This is a genomic window from Porphyrobacter sp. HT-58-2 (assembly GCF_002952215.1).
GTDB lineage: Bacteria > Pseudomonadota > Alphaproteobacteria > Sphingomonadales > Sphingomonadaceae > Erythrobacter.
Genome location: NZ_CP022600.1, coordinates 762547 through 779506, shown reverse-complemented (window position 1 = coordinate 779506; position 16960 = coordinate 762547). Strand labels below are relative to the sequence as shown.

The 16960-nt window shown below is 67.0% G+C and carries 21 protein-coding genes; 8 read left to right on the top strand and 13 right to left on the bottom strand.

Annotated elements, in window-relative coordinates; translation table 11 throughout:
- The 12 genes from motA to flgB are packed head-to-tail and all read right to left on the bottom strand — an operon-like array spanning position 1 to position 8842.
- Complete coding sequence (gene motA, locus CHX26_RS03815) at positions 1-864, bottom strand: flagellar motor stator protein MotA (RefSeq protein WP_104941229.1); 864 nt, start codon at positions 862-864, stop codon at positions 1-3.
- A gap of 12 nt (positions 865-876) precedes the next feature.
- Positions 877-1797 carry a flagellin N-terminal helical domain-containing protein gene (locus CHX26_RS03810; protein ID WP_104941228.1) on the bottom strand — a complete coding sequence of 307 codons (921 nt, stop codon included), beginning with the start codon at positions 1795-1797 and terminating at the stop codon, positions 877-879.
- A gap of 14 nt (positions 1798-1811) precedes the next feature.
- The gene (flgK, locus tag CHX26_RS03805; protein WP_104941227.1) at positions 1812-3152 is read right to left on the bottom strand and encodes a flagellar hook-associated protein FlgK; all 1341 of its coding nucleotides are present in this window, start codon (positions 3150-3152) and stop codon (positions 1812-1814) included.
- Complete coding sequence (locus CHX26_RS03800) at positions 3152-3481, bottom strand: rod-binding protein (RefSeq protein ID WP_104941226.1); 330 nt, start codon at positions 3479-3481, stop codon at positions 3152-3154. The genes flgK and CHX26_RS03800 overlap by 1 nt, the downstream gene beginning before the upstream one ends.
- A complete protein-coding gene (locus tag CHX26_RS03795) occupies positions 3478-4593 on the bottom strand; it encodes a flagellar basal body P-ring protein FlgI (RefSeq protein WP_104941225.1) in 1116 nt (371 codons plus the stop codon). The genes CHX26_RS03800 and CHX26_RS03795 overlap by 4 nt, the downstream gene beginning before the upstream one ends.
- A gap of 14 nt (positions 4594-4607) precedes the next feature.
- Positions 4608-5324, bottom strand: coding sequence for a flagellar basal body L-ring protein FlgH (locus tag CHX26_RS03790; protein ID WP_104941224.1), 717 nt, complete (start codon positions 5322-5324; stop codon positions 4608-4610).
- An 8-nt stretch (positions 5325-5332) separates the two neighbouring features.
- A complete protein-coding gene (flgG, locus tag CHX26_RS03785; RefSeq protein WP_104941223.1) occupies positions 5333-6124 on the bottom strand; it encodes a flagellar basal-body rod protein FlgG in 792 nt (263 codons plus the stop codon).
- A 27-nt stretch (positions 6125-6151) separates the two neighbouring features.
- The gene (locus CHX26_RS03780) at positions 6152-6898 is read right to left on the bottom strand and encodes a flagellar basal body rod protein FlgF (protein ID WP_104941222.1); all 747 of its coding nucleotides are present in this window, start codon (positions 6896-6898) and stop codon (positions 6152-6154) included.
- A 13-nt stretch (positions 6899-6911) separates the two neighbouring features.
- Positions 6912-7727, bottom strand: a complete 816-nt coding sequence (locus CHX26_RS03775; protein ID WP_104941221.1) for a flagellar hook-basal body protein — start codon at positions 7725-7727, stop codon at positions 6912-6914.
- 34 nt (positions 7728-7761) lie between these two features.
- Positions 7762-8076 (bottom strand): flagellar hook assembly protein FlgD, encoded by a 315-nt coding sequence (locus CHX26_RS03770; protein ID WP_104941220.1) that lies wholly within the window; start codon positions 8074-8076, stop codon positions 7762-7764.
- Complete coding sequence (gene flgC / locus CHX26_RS03765; RefSeq protein WP_104941219.1) at positions 8076-8492, bottom strand: flagellar basal body rod protein FlgC; 417 nt, start codon at positions 8490-8492, stop codon at positions 8076-8078. Before flgC ends, CHX26_RS03770 begins: the two co-directional genes overlap by 1 nt.
- Positions 8489-8842, bottom strand: a complete 354-nt coding sequence (gene flgB, locus CHX26_RS03760; RefSeq protein WP_104941218.1) for a flagellar basal body rod protein FlgB — start codon at positions 8840-8842, stop codon at positions 8489-8491. The genes flgC and flgB overlap by 4 nt, the downstream gene beginning before the upstream one ends.
- Before the next feature lie 233 nt (positions 8843-9075).
- Between flgB and CHX26_RS03755 the strand changes: the two genes are divergently transcribed.
- Both CHX26_RS03755 and CHX26_RS03750 read left to right on the top strand, forming a co-directional pair.
- Complete coding sequence (locus tag CHX26_RS03755; RefSeq protein WP_172449676.1) at positions 9076-9750, top strand: MotA/TolQ/ExbB proton channel family protein; 675 nt, start codon at positions 9076-9078, stop codon at positions 9748-9750.
- Positions 9747-10202 carry a hypothetical protein gene (locus CHX26_RS03750; RefSeq protein WP_104941216.1) on the top strand — a complete coding sequence of 152 codons (456 nt, stop codon included), beginning with the start codon at positions 9747-9749 and terminating at the stop codon, positions 10200-10202. Before CHX26_RS03755 ends, CHX26_RS03750 begins: the two co-directional genes overlap by 4 nt.
- Before the next feature lie 45 nt (positions 10203-10247).
- On the opposite strand, the gene CHX26_RS03745 is transcribed toward CHX26_RS03750, so the two are convergent.
- On the bottom strand, positions 10248-11345 hold the full coding sequence (locus tag CHX26_RS03745; protein WP_104941215.1) for a GGDEF domain-containing protein: 1098 nt from the start codon (positions 11343-11345) through the stop codon (positions 10248-10250).
- A gap of 237 nt (positions 11346-11582) precedes the next feature.
- On the opposite strand from CHX26_RS03745, the gene CHX26_RS03740 reads away from it, so the two are divergent.
- The 6 genes from CHX26_RS03740 (at position 11583) to CHX26_RS03715 (ending at position 16912) form a co-directional block, all read left to right on the top strand.
- Positions 11583-12137, top strand: coding sequence for a flagella basal body P-ring formation protein FlgA (locus tag CHX26_RS03740; protein ID WP_104941214.1), 555 nt, complete (start codon positions 11583-11585; stop codon positions 12135-12137).
- Between the two features lie 76 nt (positions 12138-12213).
- Positions 12214-12528: a flagellar biosynthesis anti-sigma factor FlgM gene (flgM, locus tag CHX26_RS03735; RefSeq protein ID WP_104941213.1), complete on the top strand. Its 315-nt coding sequence runs from the start codon at positions 12214-12216 to the stop codon at positions 12526-12528.
- A 4-nt stretch (positions 12529-12532) separates the two neighbouring features.
- Positions 12533-12886 (top strand): flagellar protein FlgN, encoded by a 354-nt coding sequence (locus CHX26_RS03730; RefSeq protein ID WP_104941212.1) that lies wholly within the window; start codon positions 12533-12535, stop codon positions 12884-12886.
- Positions 12887-13005: 119 nt separating this feature from the next.
- Positions 13006-14040 carry a transglycosylase SLT domain-containing protein gene (locus tag CHX26_RS03725; RefSeq protein ID WP_104941211.1) on the top strand — a complete coding sequence of 345 codons (1035 nt, stop codon included), beginning with the start codon at positions 13006-13008 and terminating at the stop codon, positions 14038-14040.
- Between the two features lie 2 nt (positions 14041-14042).
- Positions 14043-16181, top strand: coding sequence for a flagellar biosynthesis protein FlhA (locus CHX26_RS03720; protein WP_104941210.1), 2139 nt, complete (start codon positions 14043-14045; stop codon positions 16179-16181).
- Positions 16178-16912: a sigma-70 family RNA polymerase sigma factor gene (locus CHX26_RS03715; RefSeq protein WP_104941209.1), complete on the top strand. Its 735-nt coding sequence runs from the start codon at positions 16178-16180 to the stop codon at positions 16910-16912. The genes CHX26_RS03720 and CHX26_RS03715 overlap by 4 nt, the downstream gene beginning before the upstream one ends.
- Positions 16913-16960 lie beyond the last annotated feature (48 nt).

Below are 16960 nucleotides of genomic sequence, written 5' to 3'. Positions count from 1 at the left end.
TCAGCGCCCGCGCATCATGTCGAGCAGGTCGGTCAGCTTCGGCCGGTGCGCAGGCGGCAGGCCCGAACGCGCCGCTTCCAGCACCAGCGGTTGCGGATAGCCATGCAGGCTCGCGATGATGACCTGCTTGATCGAATGGAAGATCTGGCTGTCGTGGGCGTTGATCTGCTTCAACCGGGCGCCCAGCGGTCCGGCAAAGCCATAGGCGAGCAGCACCCCCAGAAACGTACCCACCAGCGCCGAGCCGATCATCTTGCCGAGGATCTCGGGCGGCTCGCTGATCGCGCCCATGGTCTTGATGATGCCGAGAACCGCCGCGACGATCCCCAAGGCCGGCAGCGCGTCGGCGAGTGACTGGATCATGTGCTGCGGCTCGTCCATCTCGTGCAGCTGGGTCTTGATCGCACTGTCGATCACTTCCTCGACCGCATGGGTATCGAGCGTGCCGGACGATACCACCATCAGTGTCAGAGGATCGCAGATCATCGCGGTGACGACCGGGTCGGCCTGGAGACGCGGATATTCGGAAAAGATGGCCGAGCTACCCGGCTCGGTGACATGGCTTTCCAGCGCCACCGCACCTTCCGCACGCAGCAGCTTCATCAGCTTGCTCGTCAGCGCGATCGCATCAATGTGATCCTCATCGGTGTATTTCGGTCCCTTGAAGATCTTGCCGATCCCTGCACCGAGCAGTTTGATCTCGTGCATCGAATTGCCGATCAGCGTCGCGCCTGTGGCCGCACCGCCGATCATCATGAATTCAAGCGGGAGCGCGGCCAGCACCGGGCCCATGGCCCCGCCGGCGAGGATGAACCCGCCGAACACCATGGCGAGCAGCACGACAATGCCGATAGCGACAAACACGGGTTCAGCTCCTTAACGCAGCGCGTTGAACAGGGTCAGCGAACTGACGCGGGCGAAGGCGGCCTGACTGGCTTCGAGCGCGGTCATGGTCTGCTGCAAACGGGCGATGGCGTCGGCGATGTCGGTATCGCCGACACGGCTGCGACGTTCGGCCAGGGCAACGCGCCGCTCGCCCTGCTGCTGCTGCACCTGATCGACCCATGACATGCGGGTACCGAGGATGGTGGTGGCGCGGCTTGCCGTGTCGAGCGCGGTGTCGATCCCCTCGATCGCGGCATTGGCTGCTGCAACAGGATCAGGCGCGCCGCCCTGCAACGCAGCCGCCAGCCCGCCGAGCACTGCAAAGGCGCTGCTGGGCGTGCCGTTCAGATCGAACTGGAACACCTCGTTGCCGGGCAGTCCACGCTCGATCGCGGTGCCAGGTGCAAGCGGAACCGCGCCGCTTGTTGGCGTTCCGGCATAGGTGACATTGCCCAGAGCGTCGCGGGTGAAGGCCTGTCCTGATGCCAGACCTGCAAACAGCGGTTCGCCGGTCGCCGTGGTCGCATTGGCGCGGGCAAACAACTCCTGCCCGAGCTGTTCGAGCTCGAAGGCAATCGCGCGTCGGCCATCGGCTCCGAGCGGAGCACTCGCTGCCTGCACCGCCAGTTCACGGGCGCGCTGGAGCACAGCGGTCACCGCCTGCACTTCATTGGCCGCTGCGCCGAGATCCTGCCCGAGCCGCGCGGCATTGTCGCTCTCGACACCAATCAGTGTCTCGCGCCGGGCAACGCTGCGAAGCTGCGCCGCAGCGGCAGGATCATCCGACCCGCGCTCAAGCCGTCGTCCGGTGGCGATCTGCGAACGGGTACGCTCGATCCCCGCCCTGAGATCGGCCATCTGGGCGAGCGAGCGGTTGAAGAACGAACCGGTCGAATTGGTGACGGACGTCATGGCGGCGCGCTCCCCTATCGGATGCTCAGAATCGTGTCGAACAGCTCGGCGGCGGCTTGGACCACCCGGCTATTGGCCTCGAAGGCCTGTTGCAGCCGGACAAGATTGGCGGCCTCCGTATCGAGATCGACCCCGGTTTCGCGCAACAGCTCGGCCTCGGCGCTGGCGGAGACCACCGCGAGCCCGTCGCGGCGGGTTTCCAGTGCAGAGACGCGGCTGGACAGGCCCATCAGCAGCGTATCGGCACCGGCTGTCGGCCCGGTCGGCGCACCCAGCGCAGCAATCAGCGCGGCGAGATTGGCGGTGTCGCGGCTGCCCGCAGCCGCCCCGGCGGGCGCAGTCGCAAGGCCAGCGGCAGAGGCCAGCACCACCGCGATGTCACCCGCGCCGGTGCCAGCGAACAGGGGCTGGCCCGCAGAACCGTCCGCCGCCACGCCGGCGCTCTGGGCGCCGTTGGCAATAGTGATGGCCGAGGCGGCAAGCGCATCGAGGCTCGCCTGAAGCACCGCCATTTCCGTAAGCGCGCTGGCACGGCCCGCCATCGCTCCGCCCGCAGGCGCAAAGCCGGCCCCGCCCACGGCAAAACTGGCCGTGCCATCTGCGGCGAAGGTGACGCTGACGCTCTGTGCAGTCGCGCCCGTGACAAGCGCAACGCCCGGCATCCCGGCCAGCGCAACATCGACCGAACCATTGGCATTGATCGTGGGAGTTATGGCGAACTGTTCGGCCAGCCCCCGTAGCGCCTTGTCTCGGGCATCGAGCAGCGCCGCGCGCCCGGATGTGCCTTCGCGCGCACCAACCAGATCGGCGTTGATCCTGGCCAGATCACCCGCCAGTTCATTCACGGCCAGAATTTCGCTGCTGGCCTCGCCCTGGGTAAGCGCACGCGCATTCGCAAGCGTGCCATCTGCAACACGGAAATTGCCTGCCAGCTTGCGTGCGCTTTCCAGCGCCGAAAGCCGCAACGCAGGTTCCAGCGGATTGCCTTCGAGCCGGGTCAGCGCCGCCTCGAAGTCAACCAGCCCGGCAAACAGTCCCGACGTCTCGATCGCGCTTTCCGCGTCGCGCAATGCGCGGAACTCGGCATCGGCGGTGGACAGAGCCGAGGATGCATCACGCGCCTGACGTTGCACCAGCGCGCTTTCCGCGCGCTCCACGACGCCAGGACGCACCCCGCCAAGCGAATCCACCGCATTGAGCCCGATCGAACCGGTCATCACCAGCTCGCCCTGCGTCAGCGAGCGGCGGGAGAAATCCGGGTTGGCAGCATTGGCGACGTTCTGCGCCGTCAGCTCAAGGCTGCGGCGGGTCGCGGTCAAACCGCTGCGGGCAATGGTGAAGATCGCGCTCGGCATCAGCTGTTTCCTTGTTGCGCCGGTGTAGCCGAGAGGTGTTTCGCGAGGCTCGCCTCGATACTCCGGGCAAACCCGAAGGCGCCGGTGGCAGCGGCGATATCGGCGAGGTGTTCATCGCGCATCGCCTGGAACTGCTTCATCCCTCCGCCAGTCAAAGGCGTATCCTCGGCAAAGCTCGCCGCACGGGCGCTCGCCAGCATCTTGCGCAGCATGATCGCCTCGAAACCTTCAGCCGCCTTGCGCAGCTCGGCACGCTCCGGCGAGGGGGGCTGGGAGCGTGCCGAGCTGCCGGGGGCAACCGGGCCGTAGGGGGCAAGTGGCCCGGTCACAGGACGACCATTTCGGCTTGCAGGCTGCCGGCCTGCTTGAGGCTTTCGAGGATCACCACCAGATCCGATGCGCCGACGCCGAGAAGGTTCAGCGCATCGACGATTTCGGTCAGCGAGGCAGCCGCGGGCATATAGGCGACCCGATCCGCGGTTTCCTCGACCGTGATGTCGGTCGCTTCTTCCTGCGCGGTGACGCCATCGCTGAACGGGGCGGGCTGGACGATCATCGGGTTCTCGTCGATGCGGATCACCAGCTTGCCGTGGCTGACCGCAGCGGGCGCGAGGCGCACGGCATCATTGATGACGACCGTACCCGTGCGCGAATTGACGATCACTTTTGCCGCCATTGGCGCTGGCTGAACGGCGAGCATTTCGATCTCGGCCATGATTCCCGAACGCAGATCGTTGCCAGCGGGCAAGGCGAGCTCGATGCTCACGCCATCGGCGATGGTGGCAAGGCCTGGATAGCGGGTATTGATCGCGTCACGCACGCGCGCGGCGGTGAGAAAATCAGCCTTGTGCAGATTGAAGCGCAGCGACGGTGCGGCGTCGAACCCGGTGGCGACGGCGCGTTCGACAGTCGCCCCGTCAGCGATGCGGCCCACGGTGGCGACATTGACGCTGACCTGCGAACCGTCGCGCCCCGTCACCCCCAGCCCGCCGACCGCGACATTGCCCTGCGCCATCGCATAGATCTGGCCGTCCGCCCCGTAGAGCGGGGTGAGGATCAGCGCGCCACCTCTCAGGCTCAAGGCCTGACCAAGGGTGGAGACGGTAATGTCGATACGCTGCCCCGGCTTGGCGAAGGGCGGCAGCTCTGCCGTCACGATCACGGCGGCCGAGTTGCGCAGGATCGGCGAGACACCGGGCGGCAGTTGCAGCCCGAGCCGCCCGGAGACGCCCTTCATCGCCTCGGTCACATATTGCAGGTTGTTGTCGCCCGTGCCTTGCAGACCAACGACCACGCCATAGCCGGTCAGCTGGTTGGCGCGCAGGCCTTCGAACTGGCCGAGATCGCGGATGCGCTCGGCAGCAGCAGGGGCGGGGACTTGCCCGGCGACGAGCGCGATCAGCAGATAGAGGATCGGGGCAAGAATGCGGATGCGGGTCATGGCAGCAGGCCTCCTCAGAACGGCGAGATCATGTTGAAGAAGCGGCTGAGCCAGCCCGGACGGCTCGCCTGCTGCACCGCGCCCTTGCCCGAATAGATGATCCGGGCATTGGCAACCTGCGAGGAGGCGAGGCGGTTGTCGCTGTCGATGTCGATCAGGCGGATGCGGCCGGCGAACTGCACCCATTCCTCGCCCTGGCTGAACATCATCTGCTTTTCTCCGACCACTTCGGCGGTGCCGTTGGGGTAGATCGCAGCGATGGTCACCGCGACAGCCCCGTTGAGGCGGCTCTGCTGCGCAGCATTGCCCCCTCCACTGAACGACCCTTCGGCCGCAGCTTTAAGGGCATCGGGGTTGAGGAAATCGAGCGGGCCGCTGGCGGGCGGGGTAATCCCGAAGCTGCCTTCGCGGCTGGTGCGCCCTTGGGTGCTCTTGGTGGTGGTGGTTGCTTCGGTGAGGATGATCGTCACCATGTCGCCCAATGCCCGCGCGCGGGTGCCGGTAACGAGGCCGGCATAGCCCGATCCCGTCTGGAAGATCGCCCCGGCACTGCCGCCCTGCGCGATCGGTTGCGGCGCGGCGACCAGCAGCGGATCGCTTGCCCCGGCGGCCATCATGGCAGCCCCCGGCGGCGGCGGCGCGGTGAAGCCCATCTGCGGCCCCTTGCCCCCACTGCCCATGCAGGCGGTGATGAACAAGGGTGCGGCAAGGATAGTGATGCGGCCCTTCATAAGTTCCCTCACAATGTCTGGTTGGCGTTGCGCAGCATCTCGTCGACCGCGCTCACCATCTTGGAATTGATCTCGTAGGCGCGCTGGGCCTCGATCATCTCGACCAGCTCTTCGACCACGTTGACATTGGATTGTTCGAGCATCCCCTGACGGATCTGCCCGCGCCCGTTCTCGCCCGCAAAGCCAAGCTCGGCGGGGCCGGAGGCGGCTGTTTCGACCAGGAAGTTGTCGCCAATCGCGCGCAGGCCTGCCGGGTTGACGAAGCTGGCGACCGTCAACTGGCCGAGCAGCGTCGGCTCGGCATTGCCTGGGGTCAGCGCGCTCACCGTGCCATCAGGGGCGATGGTGATCGACTGCGCGCCCTGCGGCACCTGCAGGGGCGGTTGCAGCGCGAAACCCTGCGACGTGATCAGCGTGCCATCATTCGAGAGGGTGAAATTGCCCGCGCGGGTAAAGCCGATCTGGCCGCCGGGCGGCAGTTCCACCTGAAAGAACCCGTCGCCGTCCAGCGCCAGATCGAGCACATCGCCCGTGGCGTTGAGCGTGCCTTGGGTTGCAATCCGCGTGGTGCCTTGCACCTGCACCCCGGTGCCGAGGTTGAGACCGACGGCAAAGGCGGTCTGCCCGGTCGAATTCTGCCCGGCAACACGCTGTTCCTGATAGGCGAGCGTGGCAAAATCCACGCGGTCGCGCTTGAACCCGGTGGTACCGATATTGGCGAGGTTGTTGGCGATGACGCGCATCCGCGCATCCTGTGCCTCAAGCCCCGTGCGGGCGACGTGAAGGGCGGAAGTGGGCATGGATCGGTTCTCCGGTCGAAATCAGGGTCAGCGCAGCGTCATCAGGCTGCTGGAGGCTTCATCGAGATCGCCTGCGGTGGCGATGATCTTGGCGCGCTGTTCGAAGGCGCGCTGCGCCTCGATCATCTGGACGAGGGTATCGGCGGTCTCGACATTGGACATTTCAAGCGCACCGGGGGTGAGGCGCGCGGTCGGATCGGGGGGCAGAACGCCGCCACCCGGCACCTTCAGAAAGCTGTCGATCCCCTTGGCGAGCGGGCTGCCTTCGGGGTTCACCAGCCGGATACGGTCGATCGCTTCGGCGGGGGCGGTCGGTGTCGCAGGGTCGCTGGCGAGCACGGTGCCATCGGCGGCAAGGCTGATGCTGAAACCGGGCGGCACCGTGATCGGTGTCCCGCCTTCACCCAGTACCGCCAGCCCCTCGCCATTTTCCAGCACGCCCGAAGTGGCCACCCTGAGGTCGCCGCGCCGGGAATAGATCTCGCCCTGGCGGTCGGGCGACTGGTAGGCGATCAGCGCCTTGCCCTCCAAAGCCACGTCGAGCGGGTTGCCAGTCGGCACCACGCGCGCTGCCTTCATGTCCGCGCCCCGGACATTGCCGCGCGCCATGGCGCGGGCCTCCAGCGAGCCATCCTGCAGGGTGGCGGGGGTGACCGCGAAGATCTCCTGCCGAAAGCCCGGCGTCGAGGCGTTGGCAAGGTTGTTCGCCACCACCCGCTGCCGGTCCATCGCCGCGTTCATCGCGGTCATGGCGGTGTAGATCAGCCGGTCCATCGGTCAGCCGCCCTTACTGCTGGCGCAGGTTGATGACGGTGGTCGAAATCTGCGTCGCGGTGTCGATTGCGCGGGCATTGGCCTGGAAGTTGCGCTGCGCGGTGAGCAGCGAAACCATTTCCTCAGCCAGATCGACGTTGGAGCGTTCGAGCGCGCCGCTGATCATCTCGCCGTTGTTGCCGATGCCGGGATTGCCGAAGATCGGCGGGCCGGAGTCACCCGAAGCCTGCCACTTGGTCTGGCCGATCGAGCGCAGGCCTCCGGTGGCGGCGAAGGTCGCGAGGGCAATCTGGCCGATCGGGGTCGCGCTGCCATCGGCATAGGCCGCACTGACAATCCCGCGGTTGTCGATCGTGACATTGGCGAGCGCCGAGCCCGCCGCATTGGTGAGCGGCACGATCACGCTGGTCGGCACTGCCGAGGTGGGTACGCCTGCCGCATCGACGGGGAAGGCCTGCAGGCGGTTGCCGTTGGCATCCTGCAATTCGCCGGTCGCACGCAGCTGGAAATTGCCGTTGCGGGTAAAGCTGAGATCGCCCGAAAACGGGTTTTCGAGCGCGAAGAACCCGTCGCCGTCAATTGCGATATCAAGGCTGCGGCCGGTCTGTTCGAGCGGGCCGAGCGCAAAATCCTGCGTGATCGCCGAAACGGTTGCGCCGATGCCAGCAGTGCGGCGCGGATCGGTGGGCGCGCCGGTGGCCACCAGATCGGCAAACTGGGCCGAGCTTTTCTTGAAGCCCACGGTTTCGGCATTGGCGATATTGTGGGCGATGACGCGCAGATCGGTCTCGGCATTGCGCAGACCCGACAGGGAGGTGAAGAACGACATGGGGCTGTGATCCTTTCAGCAGGGAAAACGATGATCAGGGTTGGGGGGCGGTCACGGCACGCGCGGTGGCTTCCTGCGCCGCGATCAACCGGTCGAGCTTGGCCGAGATGTCCTCAAGCGTTGCGCCGCTTTCAGTGGTGGCCGCGAGCGCGGAAAACTGCGCCATCTGCGCGAGCATTTCCTTGTTGTCGGTGGGTTCCAGTGGGTCCTGCATGGTCAGCTGGGTGGTCAGCAGGCGCAGGAAATCGGCCTGCCCCAGCGACTGCATCCCGCTGCCGCGTACCCGCGAGGGGGTGTTGAGCCGGTCAAGCGTGGTCTGCGCAGCGGGGTTGATGGCGGTGGTTTCCATTACTGGCTCCTCAGGGTTTCAAGCATCAGCTGCTTGGCGGTCTGGAGCGCCTGAACCAGGTTCTGGTACTGACGCGCGCTCTCCATGATCTCGACCATCTCGGCGGTCTCATCGACGGGGGATTCGAAGACGTAGCCATCCCTGTCGGCGAGCGGGTGAGACGGATCATGGCGCTTGGTCGGTGCGGTCTCGGCACGAACGAGGCCGCTCGATGTCACCCCGGCAAGGCCAGAGGCGCGGTCGAGCTCCACTGCAAACACCGCGCGGATCGGGCGATAGGCGCCCTCTTCAGTCGAGGAGACGGAACCGGCGTTGGCGAGGTTCGAAGTCGCCGCATTCATCCGCACCATCTGCGCGCTCATGGCGCGGGTGGTGAGGCTGAACAGGGTCATGGGCTGACGATCAGACATCGTCATTCGCCCTTCAGCGCGCGGGTAATGGTGTTGACCTTGCCCTGCACGAAACTGAGCGTGGCGGAATAGGCCACCGCATTTTCAGCAAAGGCGACCTGCTCGCGGTTCAGCTCGACCGTGTTGCCATCCAGCGAGGGCATGGTCGGGCGGCGCCACACCATCCCGGCATCGGGACTGGCGCTGCTGGCCCCGTGCGCCCGCGCCAGCCGGGCATCAAGCGCGGCGTTGAAATCAATGTCGCGCGCCTTGTAGCCGGGGGTGGCGGCATTGGCGATGTTGGACGCGATCACGCCCATGCGCTGCGAACGCAGGGTCAGCGCGGCGCCGTGGATACCGAAAAGTCGCTCGTTCACGTCGGACAGCTCCTTGTGATGCGGGGAAAGACCCGCGCTCGCCAGTGGTTCAGCAGGAAGCGTGCCAAATGCGCCGCGCTGAGGGACAACAGGGCAGGCAAGCGATGAGGCGGCAGACTTTTGCCGCCCGTTCAGCGGGAACAGGGCAAGCGGCTGCCGTTACCCTCAAGGGCTTAATCCGCTCTTTGGCCTGCCGTTCTGGGGCGGTGCAGTCGAAGACGAGGGGAACCGCAGTGCCTACCGCCATCACCAGCCTGTTCGATCCGGCTTCGCTGGGGATCGTCGTAGCCGGTACTGTGCTCGCCACGGCTGCCCGCTCCGGCTGGCGCGATTGCGGGGCGGCCTTGCGCGCGGCGGGCGGACTGGCGCGGCGCAGCTTCGATGGCGAGCAGAACCGCAAGACGCTTGCCCAGGCTGTCACCGCGATCCACAGGGACGGTCACCACCGCGCGAGCCCGCCACTCCCGCCCGACCGTGCGCTGGGACTCATGCTGGAAACCTATCTGCGCCACGGCGTGATCGACGCGCTGGGGGCAGTTCGCCGCAGCGAACGCGCGCTGAGTGAAGCGCGCCGGTTGAGCGCGGCACAGGTGTTCATCTGGGCGGGCGAGCTGGCCCCGGTCTTCGGTCTGGTCGGGACACTTTTCGGCCTCACCCGGCTTGCGCCCACCACCGGCAGCGAAGCCACGGCGCTGATCATGGGCGCGATTTCGAGCGCGGTGCTGACATCGCTCTACGGCGCGCTCCTGGCGCATCTCGTCTGCTACCCCTTGGCAGGCGCGATCGAGCGGCGCGGGCTGGCGGACGAGGAAAGCCGGGACGCTCTGGCCGAATGGTTCGCGGACCAGATCGGCCGGATCGATTGTGACGCGCAGGAACGACGCACGCATCTGCGGGGGGTTGCATGAACCGCTTTATCGCAGCAGCCACGCCGCGTGGTGGGCATGGCTGGCAGTTGATCCTTGCGGATCTGGCGCTGATCCTGTTCCTGCTGACACTTTCAACTCTGCCCGCTTCCGAAGCAGAGACCGGTCGCCGTCTCGCCGATAGCGCCGCGCGCAAGGCAGAAACCCGGCCTGTGCCGAAGCCCGAAATCGCCGCGGCACAAGCGTTGTTCCGTCCGGTCGCGCATGGGCCGGGACTGAGCGAATGGCTGGCCGCACAGGCACCCGATCCGCGCGCCACGCTGACAGTTTTCGCCGCGCATCCCGCAGGCGGTGAAGCGGAGGCCTGGGCGCGGGCCGAGGCGCTGGCGCTTGAGGCACGTCGCAGCGGCGTTGCGGTGCGCACGATCATTGCGCCGGGCAAGGGGGCAGAAGTCTATGCCAGCCTTGCTTATGACGCCCCGCCCCAAGGTTGAGGCCGTGTGCCAGTCGCATCACCTGCGCTGCATTGAGCGGAATTGTCAGCCCAGCATCACCCGGTTGCGGCCTTCCTGCTTGGCCCGGTAGAGCGCCGCATCGGCCCGGGCAAGCGCACTGCGGGTGTCCGCGTCCTCGGTAACTTCGGCAACGCCAGCGGAAAAGGTGATGCGCCCGAAAGGCTGTCCAGTCTCGCGGTTCATCAACTGGCGCGCGGCTTGCGCCCGTCGGATCGCATCAAGCCTGCCCTGCGCCGCTTCCTTGCCGATGCCATAGAACATCAGCACGAATTCCTCCCCGCCGTGGCGCGCGACGAAGCATGCATCGCCTGCCATTTCGGTGAAGGTTCCAGCAAGCGCACACAGCACCCGGTCGCCGGCATCGTGACCGTGGCGATCATTGACCGCCTTGAAGTGATCGACATCGCAGAAGGCCAGCGCCAGCGGTTCGCCCTTGCAGCGCGCCTCCAGCGCAGCCGACACCAGCCGTCGCTCGAAGGCGCGGCGGTTGGGCAGACGCGTGAGATGATCGACATCGGCCTCGATCCGCGCCTTGGCGAGGCTTTCGCGCAGGCGCTCGGTCTCGGCCTCGCTGCGGGCCATCGCGGCCTCCACCTGTTCGATCCGGGCAAGCATGGCGCGCGAGAGGTCGAGCACCTCGGCCAGCTCCTCCGGCCCGGCCAGCGCCTCGATCTGCACACCGATTGCGCCGCGATGGTCGCTGGTTTCGGTCTGCGCGGCGCGGGCAGTCTGGGCAAAGCGCATCATCGCATATTCGAGCTTGTCGGTCAGCGTCTCGAGCTCGGCAATGCGGCTGTTGCCGTCCGGGTCGAGCCGCGCCAGCGTATCAAGCCAGCGCTGGTCGATCGGATCGCCAGCAACCTCGCGCTGCACCAGCGCGCGGGCGAGTTCCGGGTGGGAGCCCGACAGCGCGCCGCAGATCGTCGCAAGGTTGGGCGCGGTCACCGCCAGATCGTGGCGGATGACGAACTCTGCAATCTTGTCGAGCAATGCGCGGCGGGCTTCCTCGGCGCGGCGGCCAGCGGGCGCAGCGGCAGGGGCGGGGACGTCAGCTTCGGGCCGGGCGGCAGACGCCGTCACAGCGCGGACAGAACGGGACAGAAAACCGGAAGCAAAGGGCATGGCGGATCATCACAAGCTGAAACTTCGTGCGATGCCTCTACCAAAACGCGCTTAATCACCCCCACGTGTCCTGCCCGGACATCTACGTAACCCACGCAAGCCTGTTGGCGTGTCGGCAGTGCGCAGGGCGATCTTGGCATGTCTTTTGCTGCGTGATCCGGGTCAAGGCGGGCCGGGCTGTCGGTCCTCGCATTACAGCGCCCCAATCAAGGGCGCAGGACAAGGAAGGTTACGAGCATGATTACCCTCCCGATTTCCAGCGAGAGCTGGCGTTTTGCTCCGCTGGTATTGCCCGCTCTGGTGGCGCTGTGTGATGGCCCGCCTGCGGCCGCCCAGTCCCGCGCCGTTACCGAACCGGCCGCGATTGACCGCGCGGTTGCTACCTTCACCGGTGCCGCGATCGGCACGCCGGGCGGCGCACGCACCCCGGCCGATCCCCGCTTGCAGCTGGCCGCCTGCCAGGGGCCGCTCGCGGTGAGCTGGCATGGCACGTCGCGCGCAGCGGTGCAGGTCGAATGTCCCGGCCCGACCAACTGGCGCATTTTCGTTGCCGTCGCCGCGTCATCTGATGCGTCGGCAGTTTCCATAGCCGCCAAGCCCGCTCCCGCCGTCAAGCGCGGCGATGCGCTGACCATCATGGTGCGTGGACGGGGCTTCAGCGTCCAGCAGGCCGGCGAAGCAATGGAAGCGGGCGCAGTCGGCGAGTGGATTTTCGTGCGCACCAGCCGCAAGGCTGAGGCTCTGCGCGCCCGGATCGAGCGCCCCGGCCTCGCCATCATTCCGGCGGGATAGGATAGTTTTAACGCCCCCTTAAACTCGCCCACCGACCGCCGTTCTCGTCCACAGGAACCCATCAAGGACATTGCCCATGCCCTCTGTCGAACTGAGCAAATTGCCGAGCGTCAGCGCCGCGCGCGCAGTGGCCGCTGGCGACCGCGCGCAGATCGAGGCGCGCTCTCGCTCCTCGGCCGTCGTCTCCGGCACCCCCGCAAGCACGAGCGGCATCAGCCTCGAAGTGACCACCGCCAGCGTGAGCGATGCCGCCACGCCGCCGGTCGATGCCGAGCGTGTCGCGCTGATCCGTGCCGCCTTGCAGGACGGCTCCTATCCGCTCGTCCCGACCAAGATCGCAGACGCCATGATCGCCGCGCAGGTCACGCTGTCGCTGCCCGAACGGAGCTGAGCCGATGGCCGACACCCTGGGCCTTTCCGCCACTGCGGCGCATCACACGACGCTGGCGGCAAGCCTGCGGCAGATGATTGCCGTGCTCGAACGCGAGCGGCACGCGCTTGCCGCGCTTGATGCCGATGATCTGATCGAGGCGGCGCACGCCAAGGAAAGCCTGTGCGATGCAATCGCCATGATCGGCCCGCAGATGCTCGACGGCGAAACGCGCGGGCTGGCGGAGACGGCGCGCAAGCTCAACGACGTCAACCGCCGGGTGCGCAACCTGCTGGCTGCCAATGTGGCCGCCCGGATCGAGGCGCTCGGCGGCGGGCGCCATGCTGCACGCGCCAGTTACACACCGGCGCGAGCCTAGCTCTGACGACATACGCGTTCTTGCGTATCCGCGCCCACGCCCATCTGGCACGGCGTTTGCTAACCCTCCGCCTGTGAAAGTGCTGCCCTCTGCGGCGCTCCCGATCAGGCGGAGGATCTGTGAGTCAGTCCTATCCTACCCTCGGCATTCCGGCCGGATCGATCCGTGCCGGTTTCGAACAGGCCGCGCGCACCCATGCGGCGATGCGGAATGGCGCGCCCCTGCCCGCCATGCGCCAGATCGCCGCCCCGACCGGCTCGGTCGAGGCCGCGATTGCCGGTGCCGCCGAGCGCACCACGATCGATTTCGATTACCTGCTTGCACAGGCCGAGGTCGAATCCGCCATGAACCCCGATGCCCGCGCGGCGACATCGAGCGCCACCGGGCTGTACCAGTTCATCGACAGCACCTGGCTGGACACGGTCAAGCGCCACGGGCATCGCTTTGGCCTTGGCAGCGTGGCCGACCAGATCAGGACGACGGCTGCCGGTGGTAGTTATGTCGCCGATCCGGCCCGGCGCGAGGCGATTCTCGCGCTGCGCAACGATCCTCAGATTGCCTCGCTGATGGCCGCCGGTCTCGCAGAAGACAACCGCGCGCACCTGACGCCGATCCTTGGTCGCCAGCCCAGTCACGCCGAGCTCTACCTTGCCCATTTCCTCGGAGCCGGGGGCGCCGGGCGGTTCCTGTCCGAATTGCAGGCCGACCCCGGGCAAAGCGCGTCGGCGCTGTTCGCCCGGCCTGCTGCCGCCAACCGCGCGATCTTCTTCAGCCCGGATGGCAAAGCGCGCAGCCTTGCGCAGGTGATGGGCGTGATCGAGGGCAAGATGGGTCGCGCGCTCGACCGGGCCACTGCAAACCAAAGTTCTCCCATGCGCCTTGCCCGCGCGGAGTACGGCAATATCGGAGGCGATGCCGGGGCAAGCTTCACCGCCACGCCTTATCTGATCGCGGATGAGGCCGTGTTCGGCCCCGGCACGCCCCCACCGCTGACACTGGGCTCCTTCCCCGCCCCGGCAGCGCAGCCGGGGTTCAGACCTCCCCGAAGACCTTCGATGTCGCAGGTGCTGGGAGCAACCTTCGGCAGCGATCCGCTCGCTGCTCCGGCGCAAGTCCGCCGCACCTATGACCGGCTGAAGGCGCTCGGCCTGTGACCATGCGCAACCCGTCCCCCGCTCTCGTCGGGCCGTTCGCCCGGTTCCAGGCCATGCCCGCGACGCTGGCACTTCCGGTCGGCATCTTCGTGCTGCTGGCGCTGATGGTGCTGCCGATCCCGGCGCTGCTGCTCGACATCTTCTTCGTGCTCAACATCGCGATTTCGATTGCGGTGCTGATGGTCGCGCTGAACGCGCGGCGCCCGCTCGATTTCTCCAGCTTTCCCAGCGTGCTGCTGTTCGCGACCCTGTTGCGGCTGGCGCTGAACGTCGCCTCGACCCGTGTCGTGCTGGTGGGCGGCCATGAAGGCGGCGCGGCAGCAGGCCACGTGATCGAAAGCTTCGCTGCCTTTCTGGTGGGCGGCAATTTCGTCGTCGGGCTGTTCGTCTTTGCGATCCTGATGATCATCAACATGATCGTCATCACCAAGGGCGCAGGCCGCGTCTCGGAAGTCTCGGCGCGTTTCGTGCTCGATGCGCTGCCCGGCAAGCAGATGGCGATTGATGCCGATATCGCCGCGGGCCTCGTCACCGCAGACGAAGCGCGCGAACGCCGCCGCGAAGTCAGCGTCGAGGCCGATTTCTACGGCTCGATGGATGGGGCCAGCAAGTTCGTGAAAGGCGATGCGCTGGCAGCCCTGCTGATCCTCGGCGTGAACATCATCGCCGGCTTTGCCATCGGCATGATCAGCCATGGATTGTCGGCCAGCGCGGCAGGGGAAGCCTATGTCACCCTGGCTGTAGGCGATGCGTTGGTGGCACAAGTGCCGGCGCTGCTGCTGTCGATTGCCGCCGCAGCCATCGTGACGCGGGTCAGCGATCAGCGCGACCTTGCCGGACAGATCGGTGGCCAGTTCGCCGATCCGCGCGGGTGGCTGCCGGTGGCGCTGATCCTTGGCGCGGTGGGCCTTGTCCCTGCCATGCCGCAGACGATCTTCCTCCCCGGCGCGGCCATCGCCGCGGTGATCTGGTGGCAGCTGAAGCGCCGCGCCGACGCGCCCGCGCCACTCCCCGAACCGATCGATGAACCCTCCCCCGACACAATCGTGCTGGCCGATGTGGCCGACAGCACGCTGGTCACCATCGAACTGGGCTATGGTCTTGTCGGGCTGGTCGATGCGCAAGCGGGGGCGCCGCTCATCACCCGCATCACGGGGATCCGCAAGCAACTGTCCCGCGATCTCGGCTTTGTCCTGCCGCAGTTCCGCATCCGGGACTCGCTCGATCTGGCGGCGCAGGATTATGCCGTGCTGATGGGCGGGGTCAGCGTTGCCCGCGGGAGCTTGCGCCCCGGCAAGCTGCTCGCGATCGACGCGGGCGAGGTGCGCCCCATGGCTGGAGGTGGACATGGCCTGACCGGCGAGCCGACGCGCGACCCCAGCTTCGATTGCCCGGCCCTGTGGATCGCGCCCGCCGCGCGCGATCACGCGATTGCCGAAGGCTTCCTGGTGGTCGATCCCTCAACCGTCATCGCCACCCATGCCAATCAGGCCCTGCTGGCAGAAGCGCATCAGCTGCTCGGCCCGGACGAGGTGCGCGACTGGGTCGATGGGCTCAAGACCCGCGCCCCTGCGTTGGTGGAGGCGGTCTATCCCGATCCGCTCCCGCTCGCTGCGCTGACCCGCACCTTGCGCGCGCTGCTGGCCGACGGGATTGGCCTTGCCCACCCGCAGCCGCTGTTCACTTCGCTGGCGCTGGCCTTGCAGAAGACCAGTGATTTCGACGCGGTGATCGATGCCGTGCGGGCCGATCTGGGCGCGCGTCTGGTGGCCCGGATTGCAGGGCCGGACGAACCGCTCAAGGTCGTCACGCTCGATGCCGGGCTGGAAAGCGCGATCCTTGGCGGGATGGTCGATCCCGCGACCGGACAACCGCTGATCGAGCCGGATTGCGGCAGCATGATTGTGCGCGAAGTCAACGCTGTCGCCGAGGCCGAAGGCAGCCCGGTTGCGCTGATCGTGCAGCCTCCCGCGCGTCGGGCGCTGGCCGCTCTGCTCAAGACGCGCAGCCCGCGCTGCGTAGTGTTGTCGATCGCCGAGCTGCCCGCCGCCCAGCCGATTGCGGTGGTGGGCGTGATCGGCGCCCGCGATGAGCACCCCCCCGGCCTTGCCGCGCCGCAGATGCAGGAGCTTGCCGCATGAAGCATGACCCCGCCGCCTTTGGCGCTCTGGCGCAAGGCTATTCCCCCTCGCGTGCCGAGGTCGAAGACCGCGTGCGCCGGTTCCTCCCGCTGGTCCACCGCACGGCCTGGCACATCAACGGTCGGGGCCGGGAAGGCCTTGAAATCGAAGACCTTGTGCAGGCCGGAATCCTCGCCCTTACCGAATGCGCCCAGCGGCACGCGGGGCCAACCGAGGACGGATTTGCCGCCTATGCCAAGATCCGGGTGCGCGGGGCGATGCTCGACGAGGTGCGCCGCACCGCCCTCGACAGCCGCACCGCGCGGGCAAGGCGCACCGCCTATGAACGGGCGCTCGCAGCCCTTCGCGGGTCACTGGGCCGTGAGCCGAGCCGCGCCGAACTGGCTGAAAGAATGGAGGTTTCCGATGCCGAACTGCTCGCCATCGAAGCCTCAGGCGTGCGCCTCACCCCGATCGAGGACGCTTATGACGAAACCAGCCTAGCCTTTGCCAGCGACGATCCCGACCCCTTCGAGGCGCTGTGCGCCGCCGAGGATCGGGAGCGGTTGATCGCGGCGATGATCAAGCTGCCAGACCGGCTGAAACTGGTGCTCCAGCTGTTCTTCGTCGAGGAGTTGAACCTCACCGAAATAGCCGCCGTGCTGGACGTCAGCGTGCCGCGCGTCCACCAGTTGCGCGCCAAGGCGCTGAAAGACCTGCGCACGCTGCTGGAGGCCGATTGTTTCACGTGAAGCACCTGCAAGGCCGGGTCTAACCGGGGCCAAACCGACCTTGAGGGG